Raw genomic sequence first — 22,684 nt, forward strand, 5'->3', positions numbered from 1 at the left:
CAGCCGACCACGGGGCAGGGAAGGACCCCGGTACTGAACCTGAACCTAGATCGGCAGCCGCGCATGGCGATATGTCCTCACTCAGGGTGTCCACGCCCTGGTTCGACGAGACCGGCGGTGAGAGTTCCTGGCTCCCGGGGGGGGTTCTACCCCGGTGACAGTGGCGGGACCGCGCCGGATTCACACCGGCTTCCTCTCCTGCCGCCGTACATGGCCCCGGCAGTCCACCACGCCTTCGGAAGGGCCGTCAACTTGCCGTTGACCTGCAAGGGGAGAGTGTGCAGAACCCCACACCCGGCTTTCGACGACGACATGACTCCGCCCTGTCGGAAACCTCGGTGAGGTCCCGGACAGGGCGGAAGCCGATCCGTGTGGCTCAGGCCACGATCAAGGAGATGCCGTACGCCACCGCGGCCGCGCACGCCGCGAAGCAGGCGTACGCGCCGGTCGTCGCGAGGACGGCCGAGCCGCCCTCGGACTGCGCCCGCTCGCGGCGGGAGAGGCCGGCGATGCCGAGGGTGAAGAGGGTGACGAGGCCCACGGTGACGGCGAGGCTGACGCCGAAGACGGAGCCCAGGGCTGCCCAGTCGATCTTCATGGTGATGCTTCCTTGGGGGTACCGGGTGGGCGGGGCTCAGGCCGTGGTGGCCGGCGTGGTGGCCGGCTCGGCCGTGGGGGCGGGGATGACGGCCGCGAGCTCGTCGGCCGCCTGGCCGCCCGTCGGGGGCGGGGTGACGGCGGCGATCGCGGTGGTGACCACACCGGCCGGCTCGTCGGCGTCCGTGTCGTTGACGTTGGTGTGGTCGACGATCTCACGACGGGAGATCTTCCAGATGGCGGCGCTGGAGGCGACCAGGAAGACCGCGACGAGGGCCGTGCCCCAGTCACCGAAGCCCGTCACGTACTCGGCGAGCGCGGCGACGAGCGCGGCGGCCGGCAGCGTCAGACCCCAGGCGACGAACATCCGGGTGGCGGTCGACCAGCGGACGACACCGCCCTTGCGGCCGAGGCCCGCGCCCATCACCGAACCGGAGACGGAGTGCGTGGTGGAGAGGGAGAAGCCCAGGTGGGAGGAGGCCAGGATGACCGTCGCGGCGCTGGTCTGGGCGGCGAAGCCCTGCTGCGGCTGGAGGTCGGTCAGGCCCTTGCCCATGGTGCGGATGATGCGCCAGCCGCCGAGGTAGGTGCCGAGCGCGATGGCGATGCCCGCGGAGAGGATCACCCACATGGGCGGGTCGGAGTCGGGCGCGACGGCGCCGCCGGCGACCAGGGCGAGGGTGATGACACCCATCGTCTTCTGCGCGTCGTTGGTGCCGTGGGCCAGGGAGACCAGGCCGGCCGAGGCGATCTGACCGGCGCGGTAGCCCTTCTTGGACGCCTTGTCGTCGGCCTTCTTGCCGAGCGAGTACGTCACCCGGGTCGCGAGCATCGCGGCGACACCGGCGACGATCGGCGCGGCGATCGCCGGGATCAGCACCTTGGTGACGAGGACGTCGCCGTGGACCGCGCCGATGCCGGCGGAGGCGACGGCGGCGCCGATCAGGCCGCCCATCAGGGCGTGCGAGGAGCTGGAGGGGAGGCCCACCAGCCAGGTCAGCAGGTTCCAGAGGATCGCGCCGACCAACGCGGCGAAGATGACCTCGGGACGGATGCCCGTCTCGTCGACGAGACCTTTGGAGATCGTGTTGGCGACCTCCACGGAGAGGAAAGCGCCCACCAGGTTGAGCACGGCGGACATGGCCACCGCGACCTTGGGCTTGAGCGCACCGGTCGAGATGGTCGTGGCCATCGCGTTGGCGGTGTCGTGAAAACCGTTCGTGAAATCGAACGCGAGTGCAGTTACCACCACAATCGCGAGGATCAGCGAGAAGTTTTCCATTTACCCAGGCAATCGTTCGAAGTCATTGGCCGTTGGACCGTAGGCAACCTGGGTGAACGGAAGGTGAACTGATGCGGGCGTAGGAGTGTCCTACGGGCCTGCTCAGACCCAAGAGCCTTGCGCGAACCGCCTCAGCCGGTCGCTGGACCCGTTGAAGAGATTCTGGTCACCCGGCAGCTCCCCGCCGTTGTCGTACTGCCAGAACGTCCACGTCGACCAACCCGCCGGCAGTGCCCCCGCCTCCCGCGTGCGGTACCGGGCGATCCACAGGGCGTGCTCCGCGGCGAAGGCGGTACTGCCGTCCGTGCACTGGTTCCACCAGTGGGTGGTCGTGTAGATCACCGGACGGCGACCGGTGAGCCGGTGCGTCTCGTCGCTGAAGGCCCGGATCCAGTCGACCATCCGCGCCGGGCTCAGCCCGTAGCACCGCTTCCCGCGGTCGTACGGGTTGTATTCGATGTCCAGCGCGGGCGGCAGCGTCCATCCGTCCGCGCTCCAGGCGCCGCCGTTGCGGACGAAGAACGCGGCCTGGGCCTCACCGGGCCCCCGGTCCGGCAGCGCGAAGTGATACGCGCCACGGATCAGACCCGCGCCGCGCGCCCCGTCGTACTGCCCGGCGAAGTACGGGTTGCGGTAGCCGACGGACTCGGTCGCCTTGACGTAGACGAAGCTCGCTCCCTTCGCCCGGGTCGCCGCCCAGTCGACGTCCCTCTGGTGCGAGGAGACGTCATGCCCCCGGGGCAGCTGCGCCGCCTCGGCGGGCGGCGCGGTGAGCGCGGTGAGCGCGGCCAGTGCGGTCACCGCCGCGGTGAGGATCCCGATGGGACGGACGCGGGCGTGGACCATGGTTCCCCCCGATATGGCTGTGTGTGGGTGCACGTCGAACGCGACCGGGAGATTACTGAAAGATCGATCAACACCCGCCGATATCCGGCCAATCGCCTCGACTACGGGATGAATGCGGATATGCGCCCTGCCGGACCCCCGGGCTCCGCCCTGCAGTGCGCGCACACCCACCGGCGGACCGGGCCCGCGCCTGGCAGGATCGCGGCATGGCTGAGCAGCGACGCGAGCAGCGGGAGACCGGGGGCACCCGGGGCGGCACACCGGAGCCGGGAGAGCCGTGGGGGAGACGTGCGAGCGACGCGGAGGCCCGTGCGTGGGAGGCGCTCGTGGCGGCCGCCCGCCGCACCGTCGCCGACGGACTGGTCGTCGGCGCCTCCGGCAACGTCTCGGTGCGCGTCGGCGACACCGTGCTGGTCACACCCTCCGGCGTGCCCTACGACCGGCTCGGCCCGGACGACGTCACGGGCGTCGACCTCGACGGCCGACAGGTCCTCGGCACGCTCGTCCCGACCAGCGAGCTGCCCATGCACCTCGCCGTCTACCGCGCCACCGACGCCGGCGCCGTCGTGCACACCCACGCCGTGCACGCCACGGCGGTCTCCACGCTCCTGTCCGAGCTGCCCGTCATCCACTACATGACGGCCGCGCTCGGCGGACCCGTCCGGGTCGCGCCCTACGCGACCTACGGCAGCCAGGAGTTGGCCGAGAACATGCTCCGCGCCCTCGCCGACCGCACCGGCTGCCTCCTCCAGAACCACGGCACCATCACCTACGGCACCACCCTCGACCAGGCATACGACCGCACAGCCCAACTGGAGTGGATGTGCCACCTGTGGCTCACGGCGTCCACGATCCCCGGCCTGAAACCGACCCTCCTGACGGACCAACAACTAGCCGAGGTCACGCGGAAGCTCCGCACCTACGGCCAACACACCTGAGCCACGTCCGTCCGTGCTGCCGCCGGTCCTTCCTCCGCCGGCGGCTCTTCCCGCCGGCCTGTGCTGGTGTCAGCTCTTCCTCCGCCGGCGCGTCTTCCCGCCGGTCTCCGCTTCCGCCGGGCCTTCCTCCGCTGATCCCTCTTCCCGCCGGTCCCTGCCCCCGAGGGCTTCGCCTCCGCCGCCCCGTCCTACCCAGCCTCCCTCTGCCGGCTCCTCGGCTGCGTCCCGTCCCCCCACCGCCCCCTGGTTCCCGCCGCAACGGCGATCCACCACGGCGGTGCGGTCCGGCGGTGCCGAACCGGCAGTCACCAGCACGCCCCCCGCTGCCACCGGCGCACACCCGTCACCCCACCCCGCCCCACCACTGGCCGCCGGCCGACACCCCCGCGACACTGGGAGCCGTGCGCCCTGTCAAAGCGACGGCCGTCGCCGTCACCGCAGCCCTGGCCGCCGGCGCGGCCGGTGTCGCCGCCGGCCGCCTCGCCAGCGACGTCGCCCTGAAGGCGCCCCCCGGCCGCCCCCTGCCCACCGAGCCCCGGCTCACCGTGCACGGCACCGCGGCCGGCCGCATCACCCTCACCCGCGACCTGGCCAGCCTCCGCCCCGGCACCTACGGCCTCGCCGGTGACGGCAGCCACGCGGTCGTCGGCCCCGTCCTCGACCGCGCACCCCACTCCGCCGACACCGTCGTACGCCGCCTGGAGCGCGTCTCCCACGGCACCCTCCACCCCGGCGACACGGTCTGGCTCACACCGAACGTGCACATAGGCAACCCCGGCGCCGCCCTCGGCCTGGACTACGCCGACATCGACGTCCCCGGCGAGCTCGGCGCCCTGCCCGCCTGGTTCGTGCCCGCTGATCGCCGCACCTGGGTGATCGCCGTGCACGGCCTGGGCACCACCCGCGAGCACGCCCTGAACGTCATCGGCTTCCTGCACCGCCGCCACATCCCCGTGCTCGCCCTCTCCTACCGCGGCGACCTCGGCGCACCCCGCTCCCCGGACGGCCTGAACCACCTCGGCGAGACCGAGTGGCGCGACCTGGACGCCGCGATCCGCTACGCCGTGCGCTACGGCGCCGACCGTGTCGTCCTGCTCGGCTGGTCCACCGGCGCCGCCATGGCCCTGCGCGCCGCCCTGCACTCGGGGGTGCGCAACCGTGTCGCCGGGCTGGTCCTCGACTCCCCGGTGCTCAGCTGGCAGACCACCCTGCGCGCCCTCGCCGCCGCCCGCCGCACCCCCGGCGCCCTCCTGCCGCTGGCGGTCCGGGCCGCCCAGGGCCGCGCCGGACTGCAGGGCGGTCCCGGCGACGGCGGCGACATGATCGACCCGGCGCGGCTGGCGGTCCCGACCCTGATCTTCCACGGCCCCGGCGACACGGTCGCCCCCTGGCGGCTCTCCCGCCGCCTCGCCGACCGCCGCCCCGGCCTCGTCGCCCTGCACGCCGTCCCCGACGCCCCGCACGGCGCCATGTGGAACCCCGACCCCGGCGCCTACGAGGAAGCCCTCCGCCGCTTCCTCACCCCCCTCGTCTGACACCCTCGGCCGCCCCGGCGACGAACACCCGGTCGCCATGGTTCCGTTTACCGTTGGACCACTGTCCGGTTTTCGGCCTTCGGCCCCCCGCGAAACGCCGTGCCTTGGCCACTCCCATAGCCCGCCGTGACATTCCGTTTGGGTTTTCGGACCGTCAACCGGAAGACTGCACCCGTGACGTCCCGTATCCCGCGCGACTCCAGGCTTCGACTCGTCCGCCCGCGACCCCTGGCCGCCGCCCCCTCAGCTGTGAACCAGCGGCGCCCGCGCCGCCCCGCACCCCGCCCACCGGAGGGCACCCCGGCCCCGGCGGAGCTGGCCAGAATGGCGCGCTCCGGTCTGGCCGGCGCGGCCCGTGTCGCCCGCTGGGCGGACGCGGCTCTCGGCCCGGGCAGTGACGCGGCGACCGCCGACGGCAAGGCCACCCTGTCCGAGGCGACCGCCGAACGCGCGGCCGGCGACCTGGGCCTGACCCCCGCTCAGGTCCGCGCCGACTGGGACACCGCGCGCCTCGCCGGCCTCGTCGAGGTGCACGGCGCCAGCGCCCGCCCCGGCTGGCGGCTGCGCGCCTGGGACCGCGACGACAGCGCCGTCCTGCGCGGCTGGGTCGCCCTCTTCGACGCCTGGTCGCTCGCCACCGCCGAGCCCGCCGACGAGGAGCCCGCCGCGGTCGCCGAGGTCGTCTCGGCCATGCCCCAGGTGCTCTCCTTCCTCCAGCTGTCCGCCGGCCCCGTCCCGGTCGAACAACTCCTCGACCTCCTGCGCCAGCGCGTCACCGAACTGCGCACGGAACGCTGCGAGATCTCCTACGAGGCCGAAGCCGACACCGAGACCGAGACCGACGCCGACACCGAGGCCGACGCCGAGCCCGAGGCCGGCGCCGAGGCAGCGCGCCGAGCCGACGCCGACCCGGCCGAGCCCGCGCGGGACGCCGAACTCGCCCCCCTCCTCGACTGGGCCCTGCACGCCCTCGCCTCCGTCGGCGCCCTGACCTACGGCGACGGCCAGGCCACCCTCACCCCGCTCGGCAGCTGGGCGGTGTGGGTCAAGCTGGAGCAGATCTGCGTGGCCGCGCAGAGCCCGGCCGGCAACATCGAGCAGGCCGCCGAGGACATGCTGCGCGGCTGCGCCCAGCTGCGCCCCAACGCGGCCCGCGCCGAGTACCGCGCCTGGCTCGCCGCCCGCCCCGTCGGAAGCGCCGTCACCGAGCTGCTGGCCGCCGCCCGCGGCGAGGACGCCCTGCTGCGCGGCCTCGCCTTCGAGGCGCTGCGCGTCGTCGGTGCCCCCGCCGAGCCGGACGTACGGGCCGTCGTCGACGAGCCCGCGCTGAGGCCGTACGCCCTGCTGTGGCTGGCGGAGCACGACGGCGTCGACCCCGAGGACGCGCACGAGGTGCTCACCCGGGAGGAGGCCACCTGGCTGTGGGTCGACACCGCTGCCGCCGTCGCCGACCACGGCGAGGCCCCGATGCTGGTGCGGCACCTGGAGTCCGCGCTGCAGCCGACCGTGCCCGCGCTGCTGCAGGAGGTCCGCGGCGTCGGGCATCCGCGCACCGTGCAGGTGCTGGTCGCGCTGGCCGCCGCGCATCCGGACCCGGCGCTGGCCAAGGCCGTGCGCCGGGCCGCCTTCCAGGTGCACACCGGGGGCAGCTGAGCCGCGGCGGGCCCCGGCGTCAGGCCCGTACCTCCGGGGCGTACGTGCCGAAGCTCCAGATGTTGCCCTCCAGGTCGCGGGCCATGTAGTCCCGCGAGCCGTAGTCCTGGTCCGTCGGGGGCAGCAGGATCTCCGCGCCGTGCTCCACGGCCCGCCGGTGGTGTGCGTCGACGTCGTCCACCACGACGTACACCCCGGTGGGGCCGGCGCTCTTCATGGCCTCGTCGAAGCGGCTGCCGGTGCCCTTCGAGCCGATCATCACCGCGCCGTTGCCCTGCGCCAGCTCGGCATGCGCCACCAGGCCGTCCTCGCCCTCGTACACCGCCAGCTCGGCGAAGCCGAAAGCCTCCGTGAGCTGCCGGATCGCCGCCTTCGCGTCCGTGTACAGCAGGGTGGGGCAAATGCTCGGAGACGCACTGTTCGCTCCTGCCATGCCGATCACTCCCAAGTGTCGGATTTCACCACTGCCGCCAGTCTCGCAGCCACCACTGACAACGCCCCCCGGATCCGACCTCACTCTGCTGATCGAACACGCGAACCCGCGAAAACTGCTTGCACGACCCCGTTAGACTGGCCCCCATGGCCATTCTCCTCGCGCATTAGACGGCGGGAACGCCCGCATCCGCCTGTCCCGCCAACCCTTCCGCCCTGGAGTCTGTCCGTGATCTCCGCCTCCGGTATCGAGCTGCGCGCCGGTGCCCGCATCCTCATCGAGAACGCTTCCTTCCGCGTCACCAAGGGCGACCGCATCGGTCTGGTCGGCCGCAACGGCGCCGGCAAGACCACACTGACCAAGGTCCTGGCCGGCGAGGGCATCCCGGCCGCGGGCACGGTCACCCGCTCCGGCGAGGTCGGCTACCTCCCGCAGGACCCGCGCACCGGCGACCTCGACATCCTCGCCCGCGACCGCATCCTCTCCGCGCGCGGCCTCGACGTACTGCTGCGCAAGATGCGTGAGAACGAGCAGCGCATCGCCACCGGCAAGGGCGCCACCCGCGAGAAGGCGATGAAGCAGTACGAGCGCCAGGAGACGGAGTTCCTCACCAAGGGCGGGTACGCCGCCGAGGCCGAGGCCGCCACCATCGCCGCCGCGCTCAACCTGCCCGACCGCGTGCTCGGCCAGCCCCTGCACACGCTCTCCGGCGGTCAGCGCCGCCGTATCGAGCTGGCCCGCATCCTGTTCTCCGACGCGGACACGCTGCTCCTGGACGAGCCGACGAACCACCTGGACGCCGACTCGATCATCTGGCTGCGCGACTACCTCAAGACCTACCGCGGCGGCTTCATCGTCATCTCCCACGACGTCGACCTGGTCGAGACGGTCGTCAACAAGGTGTTCTACCTGGACGCGAACCGGTCGGCGATCGACGTCTACAACATGGGCTGGAAGCTCTACCAGCAGCAGCGCGAGGCCGACGAGAAGCGCCGCAAGCGCGAGCGCGCCAACGCCGAGAAGAAGGCCGCCGCGCTGAACGCCCAGGCCGACAAGATGCGCGCCAAGGCCACCAAGACGGTCGCCGCGCAGAACATGGCCCGCCGTGCCGAGAAGCTGCTGTCCGGCCTGGAGGAGGTCCGCCGGCAGGACAAGGTGGCCCGGCTGCGCTTCCCCGAGCCCTCGCCCTGCGGCCGGACCCCGCTGACCGCCGAGGGCCTGTCGAAGTCGTACGGCTCGCTGGAGATCTTCACCGACGTCGACCTGGCCATCGACAAGGGCTCCCGGGTCGTCATCCTCGGCCTCAACGGCGCCGGCAAGACCACCCTGCTGCGGCTCCTCGCCGGCGTCGAACAGCCCGACACCGGTGCCGTGGTCCCCGGCCACGGCCTCAAGCTCGGCTACTACGCCCAGGAGCACGAGACCCTCGACCCGGACCGCACGGTCCTGGAGAACATGCGCTCCGCCGCCCCCGACATGGACCTCGTCGAGGTCCGCAAGGTGCTCGGCTCGTTCCTGTTCTCCGGCGACGACGTCGACAAGCCGGCCAGGGTCCTCTCCGGCGGCGAGAAGACCCGCCTGGCGCTCGCCACCCTGGTGGTGTCGTCCGCGAACGTCCTGCTGCTCGACGAGCCCACCAACAACCTCGACCCGGCCAGCCGCGAGGAGATCCTCGGCGCGCTGCGCACCTACAAGGGCGCGGTCGTCCTGGTCACCCACGACGAGGGCGCCGTCGAGGCGCTCCAGCCGGAGCGGATCATCCTGCTGCCGGACGGCGTCGAGGACCTGTGGGGCGCCGACTACGCGGATCTCGTCGCCCTGGCTTGACCGAATGAGTGATCCACTGCGTATGGATCATTCGGCCCATCCGTGATCCATCATCTGTGTGAGATCTCCTCGTATTGAGGTGTGTCCTACACGGATTTTGCGGCCGATCCCTCCGCCACCGAGGGATCGGCCGTTGCGCGTCTCTGACCTGCTGCTTCCTGGCGAAGGCTGTTCGATCCTGCGGACGTCCGTGTGTGGAATCACACTCTCCGTTTGTGGGGACGCGCTCCTGTCGTCAAAACCATGTCGCACGGACCTTGCCGAATGGGTGGCCATCAGGCCCCGGAGGGGTGATCATGAGGAGACCAGAGCGCACTTCCCATGAGGAGGCACGGGTGGCCGAGACTCTGAAGAAGGGCAGCCGGGTGACCGGCGCCGCGCGCGACAAGCTCGCGGCAGACCTGAAGAAGAAGTACGACTCCGGTGCGAGCATTCGGGCACTGGCCGAGGAAACCGGCCGCTCGTATGGCTTCGTACACCGGATGCTCAGCGAGTCGGGCGTCACGCTCCGTGGGCGTGGCGGGGCGACGAGGGGTAAGAAGGCCGCCTCGTCCTGACCCCGGGCCCGGCTCATCGCTTCGATGGTGGCCACCCGGTCGGTCGTCTGATCGGCCGGGTGGTTACTGTGCAGTCACTTAGCTCTGCTCGGCTGACCGCACTCATCGGAGGCGCCCCATGGCATCGCCCGCCAAGGACCTCGGTCCGGTACTCGACAAGGACGGCGTACGGCTCACCGTCGACGACGCGCTCGCCACGGTGACGCTGACCAACCCGGCCAAGCGCAACGCGCAGAGCCCCGCCATGTGGCGGGCGCTCGCCGAGGCCGGGCGGCTGCTGCCGGGCTCCGTCCGGGTCGTCGTGCTGCGCGGTGAGGGCCAGTCCTTCTCCGCGGGGCTCGACCGGCAGATGTTCACGCCGGACGGGATCGAGGGCGAGCCCTCGTTCATCGACCTCGCCCGCAGCGGCGACGCCGAACTCGACGCTGCCATCGCCGGGTTCCAGGAGGCGTTCACCTGGTGGCGACAGAGCGACATCGTGTCCGTCGCCGCCGTCCAGGGGTACGCCATCGGGGCCGGGTTCCAGCTCGCACTCGCCTGTGACCTGCGCGTCGTCGCCGACGACGTGCAGTTCGCGATGCGTGAGACCAGTCTGGGACTCGTCCCCGACCTGACGGGGACGCATCCGCTGGTGTCCCTCGTGGGGTACGGGCGTGCCGTCGAGATGTGTCTGACCGGGCGGTTCGTCGGGGCCGAGGAGGCGGTGAGTGCCGGGCTCGCGAACATCGCGGTGCCGGGGGAGCAGCTCGAGGTGACGGTACGGGAGCTGGCGGGGGCGATTCTGGCCGCGCCGCGGGAGGCCGTGATCGAGACCAAGGCGCTGCTCGCCGGTGCCGCGGGGCGGTCGTACGACGAGCAGCGGGCCGCCGAGCGGGCCGCGCAGGCCCGACGGCTGCGGGACCTCGCGGGCTTGGGCGAGTGAGCCTCGTGGCGGAGCGATGTGTCACGTCGCCGACGTGACCAGCACCGCCACCGTCGGGTGATCCGGCAGCGCCTCCGACACCACGGCCCGGACCCGCCGGGCCACGTCCACGGCCCGGTGGTCCGCGTGCACCGCGAGCTCCACGCGCGCGTGTCTGCGCGGCAGGGCGGCCGGGTTTCGGTGCTCCTGGAGGTGGACCGGACTGCCGAGGGTGCCGGTCAGGGCGGCCACGCCGGGTACGGCCAGCGCGGCGGCCGCCACGCGCGTCTCGTCGTCGCCGGTGGCCGTGCCGGCCGGGGGCCGCTCGGGAGGTCGTACGTCCTGTGGGGCCCGATCCTGCTCCTCGTCCAGCAGGGACGTCACCCGGAGGTCCACCTCGGTCACCGTCAGGCCGAGACGATCCGTCGCCGTGGCGGCGAGGACGGCCCGCAGCCGGGAGGCCGCCGTCGGCAGCGGCGCGGCCGGGCCGGCCGCGAAGTCCGCCGTCACCCGCAGCGGCCCCGGCGGCAGGGCGCTCGGCGGCGGCGGTACGACCGGCTCGGCGCCGCCCTCCGCGTCCGTCGGCCCCAGCCGGAGCACCCCCAGCCGCACCCCGCGCACCTCCCGCGCCGCCTGCCGCAGAACCGCCTCCGCCGCCCGCTCCGTGATCCACGCACCGTCGCGCGGACCGCCGAGCGGCAGCACCCTGCCCAGCCCCACGTGACGCCGTACCGCTTGCGTCCAACTCTCCACCGCCGTCATTCCTCCAGCCTGCCGCATCCCTGGGGCGCCGGGGCGGAACCGCGCTTACGGTGGTGATAGGACGACGACCGAAAGGGATGCACGGTGATGACCGAGACGACGGACCGGAACCGGACGCAGACTCCCGAGGGCGAGACCGAGGCACCGGTGCAGACCCGCAAAGCCGCCAGGCGCGGCGGCGGGGACCCGGCCACCCGAGGGCGGACCACCATCGCCGACGGGGTCGTGGAGAAGATCGCTGGAATGGCGGCGCGGGACGTGGTCGGCGTGCACGCCATGGGCAGCGGGCTGAGTCGCACCTTCGGCGCCGTACGGGACCGGGTGCCCGGCGGAGCCAAGTCTGTGACGCGGGGTGTGAAGGCGGAGGTCGGAGAGGTGCAGACCGCGCTCGATCTGGAGATCGTCGTGGACTACGGCTTCTCGATCTCGGAGGTGTCGCGCGACGTGCGGGAGAACGTCATCGCGGCCGTCGAGCGGATGACCGGCCTTGAGGTGGTCGAGGTCAACATCGCGGTGAGCGACGTCAAGCTGCCCGAGGAAGAGGAAGAGGAGCCGGAGCCCCGGATCCAGTGACCCGCCGAGGCGGACAACCGCACGGCTGAGGGGAGAGCACCTTGAGCATGGCCGTGGCCGGCATGATCGCCGGTATGGCGCTGGGCTTCGCCGGGTACTTCGGCGGGTTCGGGGCCTTCCTGCTGGTGGCGGCGCTGGGCGCCATCGGTTTCGTCGTCGGCCGGTTCCTCGAGGGGGACTTCGAGATCGGCGACTTCTTCCGCTCGCGTGACGACCGGCGGCGGTGACGGGAGTGAGCGAAGGGAGCGACGCGCTCGGCAGCCGCCCGGCCGTCGTCCCGCCGGGGGAGCGTGGCGCGACCCGGATCGCCGACCGGGTCGTCGCGAAGATCGCCTCGCAGGCGGCCCGCGAGGCGGTCGGCGCCCTCCCTGCGGACGCGGCCCGCCCGCAGGCCACCGTCGTGGTCCACCACGAGGCGGCCCACGTCCGCGTCCACCTCGAACTCGACTACCCCTGCGACATCGGCGCCCGCTGCCGCGCGGTGCGTCGCCATGTCGCCGAACGGGTACGCGCCTTGGTGTCCATGGAAGTACCGGAGGTCGCCGTCCACGTGGAGCGCCTGCACCCGACGACGGCACCCGGCGCGGCACAGGGGAGGACGCGATGAGCGAGTCCCGGGGCACCGAGGACACCACCCGGCCCCTGCCGGTGGTCCTGGAGAAGGAACCGCCACCGCAACCGCCGGCGGACCGCCCCACCGACGCCCCGCCCGCCAAGGGCCACCGCTTCTGGTCCGCGCGCCGCGTCCCGGCCGTCGTCGTCGCGCTCCTGCTGCTGGCCGTCGCGGGCGCCTTCCTCTACGACATCGCCGCCGTACGGGCCGATCGCCGCGCCCTCGCCTGGCGCCGCGAACTCGCCCGGCAGCTCGCCGAACGCCCCCTGGACGACATCTGGGTCCTGCTCGGCGCCGGGGTCGCCACCGCCCTCGGTCTCTGGCTGGTCGTCCTGGCCGTCACCCCCGGTCTGCGCTCCCTGCTGCCCATGCGCCCCACCCACACCGACGTCCGCGCCGGCCTCCACCGCGGCGCGGCCGCGCTGGTACTGCGCGACCGGGCGATGGAGGTCGCCGGCGTCCAGTCGGTACGGGTCCGCGTGCACCGCCGCAGGGCCGACGTCCGCGCGATCTCCCACTTCCGCGAACTGGACGATGTACGAGCCGACTTGGACCTGATCCTCAGCGAGGCGGTCGAGGGCCTGGGCCTGTCCCACCCGCCGGTGTTGTCGGTGCACGTACGGCGGCCCGGGAAGAAGGGATGAGGGCGATGCTCAGGACGGTCAACCGCGTTCTCCTGGCGGTCGTCGGGCTGACGCTGCTGGTCCTCGGCGGCGCGGTGCTCGCCGTGGGACTGGGCGCCCCCACGCCCTCCTGGTGGCTCCACCACGGCTCGCACGACGTCCTCCTGTCCACCGCCGAACGCACCCGCTGGCGCGACGACGCCTGGTGGTGGCCGACGGTCATCGCCGCACTCGCCGTCGCCGTCCTGCTGTCCCTGTGGTGGCTCACCGCGGTCCTGCGCCGCCGCCGACTGCGCGAAGTCCTGATCGACACCGGCGACGGCGAGGGCGCGCTGCTGCGGGGCCGGGCCCTGGAACACGTCCTGTCCACGGAGGCGTCCCACCTGGACGGCGTCGCCCACGCCCACGTCCACCTCACGGGCCGCCGCACCGCCCCCGAGACCCGTGTACGACTCGAACTGGAGCCCCACGTGGACCCGGGAACGGCCCTGCGGGAACTGACGGACCAGGCACTGGACCATGCGAGGAATTCGGCGGCCTTGGAGACACTTCCGTCGGAAGTACGCCTACGGGCGGTCAAGCACCGTGCGGAGAGGGTGAGTTGATGAACCGGCACCCGGCGACGCACCCTCAGAACCCCCTGCGCATCCCCCCGTCCACCGGCACCATGATTCCCGTCAGGTAGGAAGCAGCCGGCGACAACAAGAACGCCGCCGTACGCCCGAACTCCTCCGGAGTCCCGTAGCGCCGCAACGGAATCCGCGCCTCGTTCGCGGCCCGAGTGGCCTCAGGGTCCGCCGACATCCCGTCCAGCTCGCGCACACGATCCGTGTCGATGCGCGCCGGCAGCAACCCCACCACCCGGATCCCGCGCGGCCCCAGCTCGTCCGCCAGCGACTTCGCGAAGCCGGCCAGCCCCGGCCGCAGCCCGTTCGAAATCGTCAGCCCCGGAATCGGCTCGTGCACGGACCCGGACAGGACGAACCCGATGACGCCCCCGGCCTCCAGCTCGGCCGCCGCCGTGCGGGCGAGCCGTACCGCCCCGAGGAACACGGACTCGAACGCCGCCTGCCACTGCTCGTCGGTGTTGTCGGCGACGAACCCCGGCGCCGGCCCGCCCACGCTGATGAAGATGCCGTCGAACCCGCCGAAGTGCTCACGCGCGGCCGCGATCAGCCGCGCCGCCGCCTCGGGGTCGGCGTTGTCGACGGCCACACCGACCGCGTTCTCGCCCAGCTCGGCCGCCGCGGCGGCGGTCCGCCGCTCGTCCCGCCCGGTGACGACCACCTTCGCGCCGTCGGCGACCAGTTCACGCGCGGCGGCGTTGCCCAGGCCACGGGTGGCCCCCGTGACGACGTACACCCGGTCCTTCAGTCCAAGATCCATGGTCCCTATCCTGCCCGGTCGTCCCCGAACAGGGCGAGGGCGGTGTTCACCAGACCGATGTGGCTGAACGCCTGCGGGAAGTTCCCCAGCTGCCGGCCGCTCACCGGGTCGTACTCCTCCGACAGCAGCCCCACGTCGTTGGCCAGACCCACCAGCCGTTCGAACAGGGCCCGGGCCTCCTTCGTACGGCCCGTCATGTGCAGCGCGTGCGCCAGCCAGAACGAGCAGACCAGGAAGGCGCCCTCGGAACCGGGCAGGCCGTCGACGGTGGTGCCGTCGGTGCTGTAGCGGCGCAGCAGCCCGTCATGGCTCAGCTCGGCGCGGACCGCGTCGACGGTGCCGATCACCCGGGGGTCGTCCGGCGGCAGGAAGCCGACGCGGGGGATGAGCAGCAGGGCGGCGTCCAGTTCGGCGGAGCCGTAGGACTGGGTGAAGGTGTTGCGGTCGGCGTCGTAGCCCCTGTCGCACACCTCGCGGTGCACCTCCGCACGCAGCGCCCGCCAGCCGTCGAGGTCGCCGGGCAGCTCCGGACACTGCTCCAGGGTCCCTACCGCCCGGTCGGCGGCCACCCACACCATCACCTTGGAGTGCACGAACTGGCGGCGGCCGCCACGCACCTCCCACAGCCCCTCGTCCGGCTGCCGCCAGTTCTCGCTCAGCCACGTCATCAGCTCCACCTGGAGCGCCCACACATGCGCCTTCGGCGGCAGACCGGCGGCGCGGGCCAGGGCCAGTGTGTCCATGACCTCGCCGTAGACGTCGAGCTGCAGCTGCTTCACCGCCGCGTTCCCGGTGCGTACGGGGGTGGAGCCGGCGAAGCCGGGCAGCCAGTCCAGCACCACCTCCGGCAGCCGGCGCTCGCCCGCGAGGCCGTACATGATCTGCAGGTCGGCCGGGTCGCCGGCGACGGCGCGCAGCAGCCAGTCGCGCCAGGCGGCGGCCTCGTCCTGGTATCCCGCGCGGAGCAGGGCGCTCAGGGTGAGGGTGGAGTCGCGCAGCCAGCAGTAGCGGTAGTCCCAGTTGCGGACGCCGCCGATCTCCTCCGGCAGGGAGGTGGTGGCGGCGGCGACGATGCCGCCGGTGGGGGCGTAGGTGAGGGCCTTGAGGGTGATCAGGGAGCGGACGACGGCGTCCCGGTGGGGGCCGTCGTAGCGGCAGGGGGCGGCCCACGCCCGCCAGTCGTCGACGCTGTGGCTCAGCGCCTCGTACGGGTCGACCAGGGGTGGGCGCGGCTCGTGCGAGGGGTGCCAGGTGAGCACGAACGCGACCCGCTCGCCCTCGGCGACGGTGAACTCGGAGTGGGTGCACAGGTCCTCGCCCCAGGTGGGCACCTCCGGTTCGCTGCGCAGCCAGACCGAGTCGGGGCCGGCGACCGCGATGCGGTGGCCGTCGGCCCTGCGCATCCACGGCACGATCGAACCGTGGTCGAAGCGCAGCCGGAGCATGCCGTGCACGGTGACCCGGCCGCGCAGCCCCTGAACGATCCGCACCAGGTCGGGCGCGCGGTCGCGCTGCGGCATCAGGTCGGTGACCCGGATCGCGCCCTCGGCGGTCTCCCACTCGGTGTCCAGGACGAGGGTGTCGCGGCGGTAGGCGCGGCGGGTGCAGGGCCCGTCGGCGTCCTTCGGGGCGATCCGCCAGTGGCCGTGGTTCTCGTCGCCCAGGAGCCGGGCGAAGCAGGCGCCGGAGTCGAACCGGGGCAGACAGAGCCAGTCGACGGATCCGTCCCTGCCGACCAGGGCCGCGGTCTGCTCGTCGCCGATCAGGGCGTAGTCCTCGATGCGGGGATGCACGCACTAGCGGGTTCCCGGCGCGCCGAGGGAGCAATCAGGGGTGCGGCCGGGGGAGTGAGATGCCGTGGGCGGCGTCGCCCGTGCCCGAGAAGATCACGCCGGGTTCCGAGGGCGCCTGGTTGAGCACCCACAGCCCGATCAGCGTGGCCAGCGCGAAGACGACGATGATGAGGACGGCGAGGACCAGCCGCCGTCTGCGCTCGCGGCGCAGCCACTCGCCGCGCGCCGTGCGGTAGGCGTCGGGGGCGGCCCGCACCCCGTCGGCGAGCGCGGCGAGGGCTTCCTGCAGTTCCCGCTCGGTGCGGTCCGCACTGGTGTGACCGGTGTCGTTCATCGCCGGGCCTCCATCGCCTGGCTCAGGGCGGCGATGCCGCGTGCCGTATGGGTCTTGACCGAGCCGCAGGAGATGCCCATCGCGGCGGCGATCTCGCCCTCCTTCAGTCCCAGCCAGTGCCGCAGCACCAGCGCCTCGCGCTGCCGGGCCGGCAACTGCTGCAACGCGTCGATCAGGACGCGCTGGTCGTCGCGGAGCAGCGCGGTGCTCTCGGCGGAGGCGACGATCTCCTCCGGTGGGGTCGGGGGGCTCTCCACGTGCCGCCGGGCGACCTGGAGGTGACGTATCCGCATCCGGGTCAGATTGCAGACGGTGGAGCGCAGATACGCCTCCGCCGCCTGGACGTCCCGCAGCCGCCGCCACTTGCGGTAGATCTGGTAGTACGCCTCGGCCACCACGTTCTCCGGATCGTCGGCGCCCAGCAGCACGGCGAGCCGCAGCATCGAGGAGTAGTGCAGCTCGAAGAGGCGCGCCAGGCCGGCCTCCCGCTCCAGCTCGTCCGGGTCGCTCAGCGTCGGGGCGAGGGGCTCGGCGGCGGGTTGTGGCACCGTCGGCAGCACGGCCGGGGAGTTCTGTCTGCGTCTCACGGGTTGTTCGCTCCCGTCTCGGGGCGCCGCCTGACCCTCAGGCGGGACGGTAGGTCGGTCGCGTCGGTGCCGCGCGGCACACCGAGGCGGTCCAGGGCCGCGGTGGCGGCCACCGCGACGAGCAGGTTCAGTACGAGGGCGGCGAGACCGGCGTAGATCTCCGGCCCGGAACCGAGGGCCACGATCGGCGAGAACCCCTCCCGTACGACCATGAAGGTCCCCGCCAGCATGCCCACGCCCCACCCGGCGAGCAGCGCCCGCGGATGCAGCCGCCCGGTGAACAGGCCCACCGCGACGGCCGGGAAGATCTGCAGGATCCACACCCCGCCGAGGAGCTGGAGGTTGATGGCGTCCTGGTCGCGCAGCCCGAACACGAACGCCACCGCGCCCACCTTCGCGGTGAGCGACACCGCCTTGGCGATGCGTACCTGCCGCTTGGGCGTGGCCGTCGGATGGACGTACTCGACGTACACGTTGCGGACGAAGCTGGTGGCGGCCGCGATCGACATGACCGCCGCAGGGACCAGCGCCCCCACGGTGATCGCGCCGAACACCAGCCCGGCCAGTGGCGCCGGCATCAGCCGGTCGACCAGCATCGGCACGGCGGCCTCGGCGCCGCCGTCCGGGGCGCGGACGCCCGTCGCGAGGGCCGCGATGCCGAGGAGGCCGAAGAGGGCGAGCAGCCCGGTCCAGGCGGGCAGGGCCACGGACACCTTGCGCAGTGTCCGCGGGCCGTCGGCGGCGAAACCGGCGGTGAGGACGTGCGGGTACATCAGCAGGGCGAGGGCCGAGCCGAGGGCGAGGGTGGCGTAGGCGGGCTGCTGCTCGGGGGTGAGGAGCAGCGCCGGGCCGCCGAGGCGCTCGGCCGCGCCGTCGAAGACCCCACCGGGGCCGCCGAGCCGATCGAGGACCAGCCAGGTCACCGCGGTCAGTGAGACGAAGACGGCCACGGCCTTGAGCGCGGAGATGACGGTGGGTGCGCGCAGCCCGTGCCGGTAGGTGGCGACCGCCAGCCCGGCGAACAGGGCCACCATCACCAGATCACCGGCCGCGCCCCGCGGATACAGGCCCCCCGCCGCCAGCACCGCACGTATGCCGAGCAGCTGCAGCGCGAGATACGGCATCGTCGCGAGGATCCCGGTCAGCGCGACCACCAGGGCCAGCGGCGGTGAGCCGTACCGGCCGCGCACGAAGTCGGCCGCCGTGACATAGCCGTGCGCGCGGGCCACGGTCCACAGCCGGGTCAGCAGCACGAAGGCCAGCGGGCAGACGATCACGGTGTACGGCACCGCGAAGAAGGCGGGCGCGCCGCTGCCGTACGCCAGTCCCGGTATGGCGGCGAAGGTGTACGCGGTGAAGATCGTGCCGCCGAGCAGCAGCCAGGTCCACACCGGACCGAGGCTGCGGTCGGCCAGCGCCCAGCCCTCCAGGGACGGCAGCCGGTCGCTCGGGTGCAGGCGCCGCGCGGTGACGGCGAGCAGCGACGCTCCGCCGATCACGGCGAGAAACGTCGCGGTCATGGCGCCGTCGGCCATGGGTCACCGTCCTTGGTGTGCCTGTGCCCTCGCGCGAGAGTTGCGCGAGTGGCCGGAAAGGATGACACGGAACCGGCGGGAAAATTCCTGGAAACTCGCTGTCAACCGGATCCCGCGGGTGGGCAACTCTTGCACGAACCCACAGCGAGCGGGAGAGGAGCGCAGGTCATGGCACGGACCGGTCATCATCGGCTACGGCGCGTCGCGATCGCCGTACTGCTCCTCGCACCCGCCGCCGGTCTGCTGTGGGTCCCCTGGTACGCCGGTGCCGATCCGCGGCTGGCCGGGACGCCGTTCTTCTACTGGTACCAGCTCGCCTGGGTGCCGGGGTGCGGCCTCTGCCTGCTCGCCGCGTACGCGCTGTCGGACCGACATCGACATCGCTGAGCCGTAGCTCCCCATCTACGTCATCCCTGTTTCTGCTTCACCCCTGCTTAGCCCACCTGTTCAGCTCAGGAGCCGCCATGCCCACATCAGCCATGCCCGAATCCGGTCGCGAGGCGCCGGAGAAGTCACGAATGTCCCCGAAGTCGGTCGCGATCTGGAGTGCCGTCGCCCTCGTCGGCGCCCTCGGCTGGGCCGTGCTCGCCCTGTCTCGTGGCGAGGAGATCTCGGCCGTCTGGCTGGTCGTGGCCGCCCTGGGTTCGTACGCGATCGCCTACCGCTTCTACTCGCGGTTCATCGCCCGCAAGGTCCTCCAGGTCGACGACACCCGGGCCACCCCGGCCGAACGGCTCGAGGACGGCGTCGACTACCACCCCACCGACAAGCGGGTGCTGTTCGGCCACCACTTCGCGGCGATCGCCGGCGCCGGTCCGCTGGTCGGCCCGGTGCTGGCCGCGCAGATGGGCTATCTGCCCGGCACCATCTGGATCATCGTGGGAGTGATCTTCGCCGGCGCGGTGCAGGACATGATCGTCCTGTTCCTCTCGATGCGCCGGGACGGCAAAAGCCTCGGCCAGATGGCCCGGGACGAGATCGGCAGGGTCGGCGGCGCCGCCGCTCTGATCGGCGTCTTCGCCATCATGATCATCCTCCTCGCGGTGCTCGCGATGGTCGTCGTCAACGCGCTCGCCGAGTCCGCGTGGGGCACCTTCTCGGTCTCCATGACCATCCCCATCGCCCTCTTCATGGGCTTCTACCTGCGCTACCTGCGGCCGGGACAGGTGGTGGAGACCAGTGTCATCGGCGTCGCCCTGCTCCTGCTCGCGATCGTCGGCGGAGGCTGGATCCAGGACTCCTCACTCGCCGAGTACTTCGTCTGGAGCCCCGAGACGCTGGTCTTCTGCCTGATCGGCTACGGCTTCGTCGCCTCCGTGCTCCCGGTGTGGATGCTGCTCGCCCCGCGGGACTACCTCTCCACCTTCATGAAGGTCGGCACCATCGCCCTGATGGCCGTCGGTGTACTGATCGCCGCCCCGACGCTGAAGGCGGAGCCGGTCACCGAGTTCGCCTCCACCGGCGAAGGACCGGTGTTCGCCGGGTCGCTCTTCCCGTTCCTCTTCATCACCATCGCCTGCGGCGCCCTGTCCGGCTTCCACGCCCTGGTCTCCTCCGGTACGACTCCGAAGCTGATCCAGAAGGAGTCCCAGGTCCGGATGATCGGCTACGGCTCCATGCTCACGGAGTCCTTCGTCGCCGTCATGGCCCTGATCGCCGCCTGCGTCCTCGAACCGGGCCTGTTCTACGCGATGAACTCCCCGGCCGCGCTGCTCGGCCCGACCGTGGAGACCGCCTCCGAGGCGGTGAAGAACCTCGGCTTCACCATCACCCCCGACCAGCTCACCGCGGCGGCCGCGGCCGTCGAGGAGGAGACGCTGGTCGGCCGCTCCGGTGGTGCGCCCACCCTGGCCGTCGGTATGTCGGAGATCTTCGCCGGAGTGCTCGGCGGCGCCGGGATGAAGGCGTTCTGGTACCACTTCGCCATCATGTTCGAGGCGCTGTTCATCCTCACCACGGTGGACGCCGGCACCCGCGTCGGCCGCTTCATGCTCCAGGACATGCTCGGCAACGTCTGGAAGCCGATCGGCCGGGTCACCTGGAAGCCCGGCATCTGGATCACCAGCGCCCTGGTCGTCGGCGCCTGGGGCTACTTCCTCTACGCCGGTGTCACCGACCCGCTCGGCGGCATCCGGCAGCTCTTCCCGCTGTTCGGCATCGCCAACCAGCTGCTGGCCGCGGTCGCCCTGGCCGTCACCACCACCCTCCTCGTCAAGCACGGCAAACTGCGCTGGGCCTGGGTCACCGGCGTCCCGCTGGCCTGGGACGTGGCCGTCACCTTCACCGCCGGCTGGCAGAAGATCTTCTCCGACGACCCGAAGATCGGCTTCTTCGCCCTGCGGGACAAGTACGCCCGGGCCATCGACGCCGGTGAGCTCCTGCCCGGCGCCAAGAGCATGGACGACATGCACAAGATCGTGCTGAACAACACCGTCGACGGCGTGCTCATGGCCGTCTTCCTCCTGCTGGTCCTCATCGTCCTGGTCAACTGTGCCGTGGTCTGCGTCCGCGCCGTCCGCTCCACCGAGCCGCTGCCGACGACGGAAGTGCCGTACGTCGAGTCCCGCATCGACGTCCCGGAGCAGGCCGGTGAGCCGCTGGCGGGTGTCCGGTCGTGAACGTCCGACGGTGGGCCGGGACCGTGCGCTGGTATCTGCGGGAGCTGACCGGGGAGGCCGAGTACGACCGCTACTGCGAGCGCCACCGACGTCACCACCCGCACGCCCCGCTCCCGACCCGGCGGGAGTACGAGGTACTGCGGACCCTGCACCGCGAGGAGCATCCGCAGAGCCGCTGCTGCTGACGCAGTCCACCGATGCAGCCCCGCGCCTCTCGAGTACGTGCACAGGACGTACCTCCAGGGGCGCGGGGAACTGCGCCACCGAGCCACCGACCGCCTGCAGTCGCCCACAAGCGGAACCACCACGGCGAGACACAGATGCTGAGACGCCGACCACCCCTGCTGATCCGCCCCGAACTCGACGACGACCTCCTGCACAGAACCCTGCGCGAACTCCGCCCCACCCCACAGCTCCACGGCCTCGGAGCGGGCCGCACCAGCGCCGCGTGGGAACCCGTGGCCGAGCTGCTCCGGGCCACCGGACGCGACTGGGACCGCCGTATCCACCGAGTCTCCGTCCTCGCCCAGGGCCTGCCGGTCGCGGTCTCCGAGAGATGGACCGCCGACCGCCCCGACGACGCAGACGCCCTGGTCCTGCGTGCCTTCGTCCACGCGGCCCGCGCCCCGGCCGGGGGACACTCCGCGGTACGCCGGGCCGAGCAGACCTGTCTGCGCGCCGCCGCGGCCTGCCCCGAGGACCCGTCGCCCTGGCTGGCGCTGCTGTCCCTGATGCACTCCTGCGCCGTACCGGTGCGGGACGCCGTGCCGGTGTGGACCCAGGCCGTCAACCGCGCCCCGTGGCACCGGACGGCCTACCACCTGATGCTGCGGTACCTGTCCCCGCGCGGACACGGCGCGGTCCCCGACATGATGGACTTCGCCTGGCAGGCCGCCTTCCAGGCACCGCACGGATCCCCGGTCGCCCTGCTGCCGGTGGCCGCCCGCGTGGAACTCGTCGCCCACCGCCAGGATCGGACGCGTGTCGCCGCGCTCGGCGCGAGCGGTCACTGGAACGAACCCAGGGCCGTCCGGGAGATCGACATGGCCCTCGCGCGCTGGTTCCACACCGCCGTCGCACCGCACGCCGAAGCCGTCAGCGACCTCAACATCCTTGCCTTCGCCCTGACCCGCGCCCACCGCCAGGCCGAGGCGGGCCAGGTCTTCCAGCGCATCGGCCGCCACATGACCCGCCACCCGTGGGACCTGCTGCCCGAGCCGGAGCGCAGCTTCGTCTACTGGCGGGACCAGCTGACCCGCCGGCACGGGAGGTGAGAGGGGGCGCCGGTGGT

At 72.3% G+C, this 22,684-nt stretch carries 25 protein-coding genes and 1 riboswitch; of the genes, 15 read left to right on the forward strand and 10 right to left on the reverse strand.

Annotated features, from left to right (window positions below; all coding sequences use genetic code 11):
* Positions 1-99: 99 nt before the first annotated feature.
* Positions 100-236, reverse strand: a riboswitch (cobalamin riboswitch).
* A gap of 140 nt (positions 237-376) precedes the next feature.
* The 3 genes from ACH5AC_RS21125 to ACH5AC_RS21135 form a co-directional block, all read right to left on the reverse strand.
* Complete coding sequence (locus ACH5AC_RS21125; protein ID WP_398863490.1) at positions 377-598, reverse strand: hypothetical protein; 222 nt, start codon at positions 596-598, stop codon at positions 377-379.
* A gap of 36 nt (positions 599-634) precedes the next feature.
* On the reverse strand, positions 635-1,879 hold the full coding sequence (locus tag ACH5AC_RS21130; RefSeq protein ID WP_398863491.1) for an anion permease: 1,245 nt from the start codon (positions 1,877-1,879) through the stop codon (positions 635-637).
* 102 nt (positions 1,880-1,981) lie between these two features.
* Entirely contained in the window at positions 1,982-2,725 is a 744-nt protein-coding gene (locus ACH5AC_RS21135) for a lysozyme (protein ID WP_398863492.1), read from the reverse strand.
* Positions 2,726-2,931: 206 nt separating this feature from the next.
* On the opposite strand from ACH5AC_RS21135, the gene ACH5AC_RS21140 reads away from it, so the two are divergent.
* The 3 genes from ACH5AC_RS21140 (at position 2,932) to ACH5AC_RS21150 (ending at position 6,851) form a co-directional block, all read left to right on the forward strand.
* Complete coding sequence (locus ACH5AC_RS21140; RefSeq protein WP_398863493.1) at positions 2,932-3,663, forward strand: class II aldolase/adducin family protein; 732 nt, start codon at positions 2,932-2,934, stop codon at positions 3,661-3,663.
* A gap of 401 nt (positions 3,664-4,064) precedes the next feature.
* Positions 4,065-5,198, forward strand: a complete 1,134-nt coding sequence (locus tag ACH5AC_RS21145) for an alpha/beta hydrolase (protein ID WP_398863494.1) — start codon at positions 4,065-4,067, stop codon at positions 5,196-5,198.
* A 174-nt stretch (positions 5,199-5,372) separates the two neighbouring features.
* Positions 5,373-6,851, forward strand: coding sequence for a hypothetical protein (locus tag ACH5AC_RS21150; RefSeq protein ID WP_398863495.1), 1,479 nt, complete (start codon positions 5,373-5,375; stop codon positions 6,849-6,851).
* Positions 6,852-6,870: 19 nt separating this feature from the next.
* Here the strand turns inward: ACH5AC_RS21150 and ACH5AC_RS21155 are convergent, their stop codons facing one another.
* Positions 6,871-7,284 (reverse strand): VOC family protein, encoded by a 414-nt coding sequence (locus tag ACH5AC_RS21155; protein WP_398863496.1) that lies wholly within the window; start codon positions 7,282-7,284, stop codon positions 6,871-6,873.
* A 228-nt stretch (positions 7,285-7,512) separates the two neighbouring features.
* Here ACH5AC_RS21155 and ACH5AC_RS21160 point away from each other — a divergent pair, with 228 nt between their 5' ends.
* From ACH5AC_RS21160 to ACH5AC_RS21170, 3 genes are all read left to right on the forward strand, one after another.
* Entirely contained in the window at positions 7,513-9,111 is a 1,599-nt protein-coding gene (locus ACH5AC_RS21160) for an ABC-F family ATP-binding cassette domain-containing protein (RefSeq protein ID WP_398863497.1), read from the forward strand.
* Positions 9,112-9,446: 335 nt separating this feature from the next.
* Positions 9,447-9,668 (forward strand): helix-turn-helix domain-containing protein, encoded by a 222-nt coding sequence (locus ACH5AC_RS21165; RefSeq protein ID WP_004002281.1) that lies wholly within the window; start codon positions 9,447-9,449, stop codon positions 9,666-9,668.
* 118 nt (positions 9,669-9,786) lie between these two features.
* A complete protein-coding gene (locus ACH5AC_RS21170) occupies positions 9,787-10,590 on the forward strand; it encodes an enoyl-CoA hydratase/isomerase family protein (protein ID WP_398863498.1) in 804 nt (267 codons plus the stop codon).
* A gap of 21 nt (positions 10,591-10,611) precedes the next feature.
* Here ACH5AC_RS21170 and ACH5AC_RS21175 read toward each other — a convergent pair whose 3' ends face one another.
* Positions 10,612-11,331 (reverse strand): nucleopolyhedrovirus P10 family protein, encoded by a 720-nt coding sequence (locus ACH5AC_RS21175; protein WP_398863499.1) that lies wholly within the window; start codon positions 11,329-11,331, stop codon positions 10,612-10,614.
* A gap of 87 nt (positions 11,332-11,418) precedes the next feature.
* Here ACH5AC_RS21175 and ACH5AC_RS21180 point away from each other — a divergent pair, with 87 nt between their 5' ends.
* The 5 genes from ACH5AC_RS21180 to amaP are packed head-to-tail and all read left to right on the forward strand — an operon-like array spanning position 11,419 to position 13,745.
* A complete protein-coding gene (locus tag ACH5AC_RS21180; protein ID WP_398863500.1) occupies positions 11,419-11,904 on the forward strand; it encodes an Asp23/Gls24 family envelope stress response protein in 486 nt (161 codons plus the stop codon).
* A 41-nt stretch (positions 11,905-11,945) separates the two neighbouring features.
* Positions 11,946-12,131, forward strand: a complete 186-nt coding sequence (locus tag ACH5AC_RS21185) for a hypothetical protein (RefSeq protein WP_398863501.1) — start codon at positions 11,946-11,948, stop codon at positions 12,129-12,131.
* A complete protein-coding gene (locus tag ACH5AC_RS21190; protein ID WP_398863502.1) occupies positions 12,128-12,511 on the forward strand; it encodes an Asp23/Gls24 family envelope stress response protein in 384 nt (127 codons plus the stop codon). Before ACH5AC_RS21185 ends, ACH5AC_RS21190 begins: the two co-directional genes overlap by 4 nt.
* Positions 12,508-13,161, forward strand: a complete 654-nt coding sequence (locus tag ACH5AC_RS21195) for a DUF6286 domain-containing protein (protein ID WP_398863503.1) — start codon at positions 12,508-12,510, stop codon at positions 13,159-13,161. Before ACH5AC_RS21190 ends, ACH5AC_RS21195 begins: the two co-directional genes overlap by 4 nt.
* A complete protein-coding gene (gene amaP / locus ACH5AC_RS21200) occupies positions 13,158-13,745 on the forward strand; it encodes an alkaline shock response membrane anchor protein AmaP (RefSeq protein WP_398863504.1) in 588 nt (195 codons plus the stop codon). The genes ACH5AC_RS21195 and amaP overlap by 4 nt, the downstream gene beginning before the upstream one ends.
* Positions 13,746-13,770: 25 nt before the next feature.
* Here the strand turns inward: amaP and ACH5AC_RS21205 are convergent, their stop codons facing one another.
* From ACH5AC_RS21205 to ACH5AC_RS21225, 5 genes are read right to left on the reverse strand one after another with little or no spacing between them, the layout of a single operon-like run.
* A complete protein-coding gene (locus ACH5AC_RS21205; RefSeq protein ID WP_398863505.1) occupies positions 13,771-14,526 on the reverse strand; it encodes an SDR family oxidoreductase in 756 nt (251 codons plus the stop codon).
* 5 nt (positions 14,527-14,531) lie between these two features.
* Positions 14,532-16,319 carry a glycoside hydrolase family 15 protein gene (locus tag ACH5AC_RS21210; protein ID WP_398863506.1) on the reverse strand — a complete coding sequence of 596 codons (1,788 nt, stop codon included), beginning with the start codon at positions 16,317-16,319 and terminating at the stop codon, positions 14,532-14,534.
* Positions 16,320-16,353: 34 nt separating this feature from the next.
* A complete protein-coding gene (locus ACH5AC_RS21215; RefSeq protein WP_398863507.1) occupies positions 16,354-16,653 on the reverse strand; it encodes a hypothetical protein in 300 nt (99 codons plus the stop codon).
* Positions 16,650-17,240: an RNA polymerase sigma factor gene (locus ACH5AC_RS21220; RefSeq protein ID WP_398863508.1), complete on the reverse strand. Its 591-nt coding sequence runs from the start codon at positions 17,238-17,240 to the stop codon at positions 16,650-16,652. The genes ACH5AC_RS21215 and ACH5AC_RS21220 overlap by 4 nt, the downstream gene beginning before the upstream one ends.
* A complete protein-coding gene (locus ACH5AC_RS21225) occupies positions 17,237-18,775 on the reverse strand; it encodes a sodium:solute symporter (RefSeq protein ID WP_398863509.1) in 1,539 nt (512 codons plus the stop codon). The genes ACH5AC_RS21220 and ACH5AC_RS21225 overlap by 4 nt, the downstream gene beginning before the upstream one ends.
* Before the next feature lie 168 nt (positions 18,776-18,943).
* Between ACH5AC_RS21225 and ACH5AC_RS21230 the strand changes: the two genes are divergently transcribed.
* The 4 genes from ACH5AC_RS21230 to ACH5AC_RS21245 all read left to right on the forward strand — a co-directional run bounded on the left by ACH5AC_RS21230 (position 18,944) and on the right by ACH5AC_RS21245 (position 22,667).
* A complete protein-coding gene (locus ACH5AC_RS21230; protein WP_398863510.1) occupies positions 18,944-19,162 on the forward strand; it encodes a DUF3311 domain-containing protein in 219 nt (72 codons plus the stop codon).
* A gap of 77 nt (positions 19,163-19,239) precedes the next feature.
* The gene (locus tag ACH5AC_RS21235) at positions 19,240-21,393 is read left to right on the forward strand and encodes a carbon starvation CstA family protein (protein ID WP_398863511.1); all 2,154 of its coding nucleotides are present in this window, start codon (positions 19,240-19,242) and stop codon (positions 21,391-21,393) included.
* The gene (locus ACH5AC_RS21240; protein ID WP_398863512.1) at positions 21,390-21,578 is read left to right on the forward strand and encodes a YbdD/YjiX family protein; all 189 of its coding nucleotides are present in this window, start codon (positions 21,390-21,392) and stop codon (positions 21,576-21,578) included. The genes ACH5AC_RS21235 and ACH5AC_RS21240 overlap by 4 nt, the downstream gene beginning before the upstream one ends.
* Before the next feature lie 135 nt (positions 21,579-21,713).
* The gene (locus ACH5AC_RS21245) at positions 21,714-22,667 is read left to right on the forward strand and encodes a hypothetical protein (RefSeq protein ID WP_398863513.1); all 954 of its coding nucleotides are present in this window, start codon (positions 21,714-21,716) and stop codon (positions 22,665-22,667) included.
* The last annotated feature ends 17 nt before the right edge of the window (positions 22,668-22,684 follow it).

Source organism: Streptomyces sp. NPDC018693, from assembly GCF_044391385.1.
In the GTDB taxonomy this organism is placed as follows: domain Bacteria; phylum Actinomycetota; class Actinomycetes; order Streptomycetales; family Streptomycetaceae; genus Streptomyces.

Coding starts and splice junctions, on each gene's coding strand:
- amaP (WP_398863504.1), top strand. CDS start 13,158: ATGAGGGCGATGCTCAGGACGGTCAACCGCGTTCTCCTGGCGGTCGTC.
- ACH5AC_RS21155 (WP_398863496.1), bottom strand. CDS start 7,284: ATGGCAGGAGCGAACAGTGCGTCTCCGAGCATTTGCCCCACCCTGCTG.
- ACH5AC_RS21170 (WP_398863498.1), top strand. CDS start 9,787: ATGGCATCGCCCGCCAAGGACCTCGGTCCGGTACTCGACAAGGACGGC.
- ACH5AC_RS21140 (WP_398863493.1), top strand. CDS start 2,932: ATGGCTGAGCAGCGACGCGAGCAGCGGGAGACCGGGGGCACCCGGGGC.
- ACH5AC_RS21245 (WP_398863513.1), top strand. CDS start 21,714: ATGCTGAGACGCCGACCACCCCTGCTGATCCGCCCCGAACTCGACGAC.
- ACH5AC_RS21230 (WP_398863510.1), top strand. CDS start 18,944: ATGGCACGGACCGGTCATCATCGGCTACGGCGCGTCGCGATCGCCGTA.
- ACH5AC_RS21195 (WP_398863503.1), top strand. CDS start 12,508: ATGAGCGAGTCCCGGGGCACCGAGGACACCACCCGGCCCCTGCCGGTG.
- ACH5AC_RS21130 (WP_398863491.1), bottom strand. CDS start 1,879: ATGGAAAACTTCTCGCTGATCCTCGCGATTGTGGTGGTAACTGCACTC.
- ACH5AC_RS21135 (WP_398863492.1), bottom strand. CDS start 2,725: ATGGTCCACGCCCGCGTCCGTCCCATCGGGATCCTCACCGCGGCGGTG.
- ACH5AC_RS21215 (WP_398863507.1), bottom strand. CDS start 16,653: ATGAACGACACCGGTCACACCAGTGCGGACCGCACCGAGCGGGAACTG.
- ACH5AC_RS21125 (WP_398863490.1), bottom strand. CDS start 598: ATGAAGATCGACTGGGCAGCCCTGGGCTCCGTCTTCGGCGTCAGCCTC.
- ACH5AC_RS21175 (WP_398863499.1), bottom strand. CDS start 11,331: ATGACGGCGGTGGAGAGTTGGACGCAAGCGGTACGGCGTCACGTGGGG.
- ACH5AC_RS21205 (WP_398863505.1), bottom strand. CDS start 14,526: ATGGATCTTGGACTGAAGGACCGGGTGTACGTCGTCACGGGGGCCACC.
- ACH5AC_RS21235 (WP_398863511.1), top strand. CDS start 19,240: ATGCCCACATCAGCCATGCCCGAATCCGGTCGCGAGGCGCCGGAGAAG.
- ACH5AC_RS21180 (WP_398863500.1), top strand. CDS start 11,419: ATGACCGAGACGACGGACCGGAACCGGACGCAGACTCCCGAGGGCGAG.
- ACH5AC_RS21225 (WP_398863509.1), bottom strand. CDS start 18,775: ATGGCCGACGGCGCCATGACCGCGACGTTTCTCGCCGTGATCGGCGGA.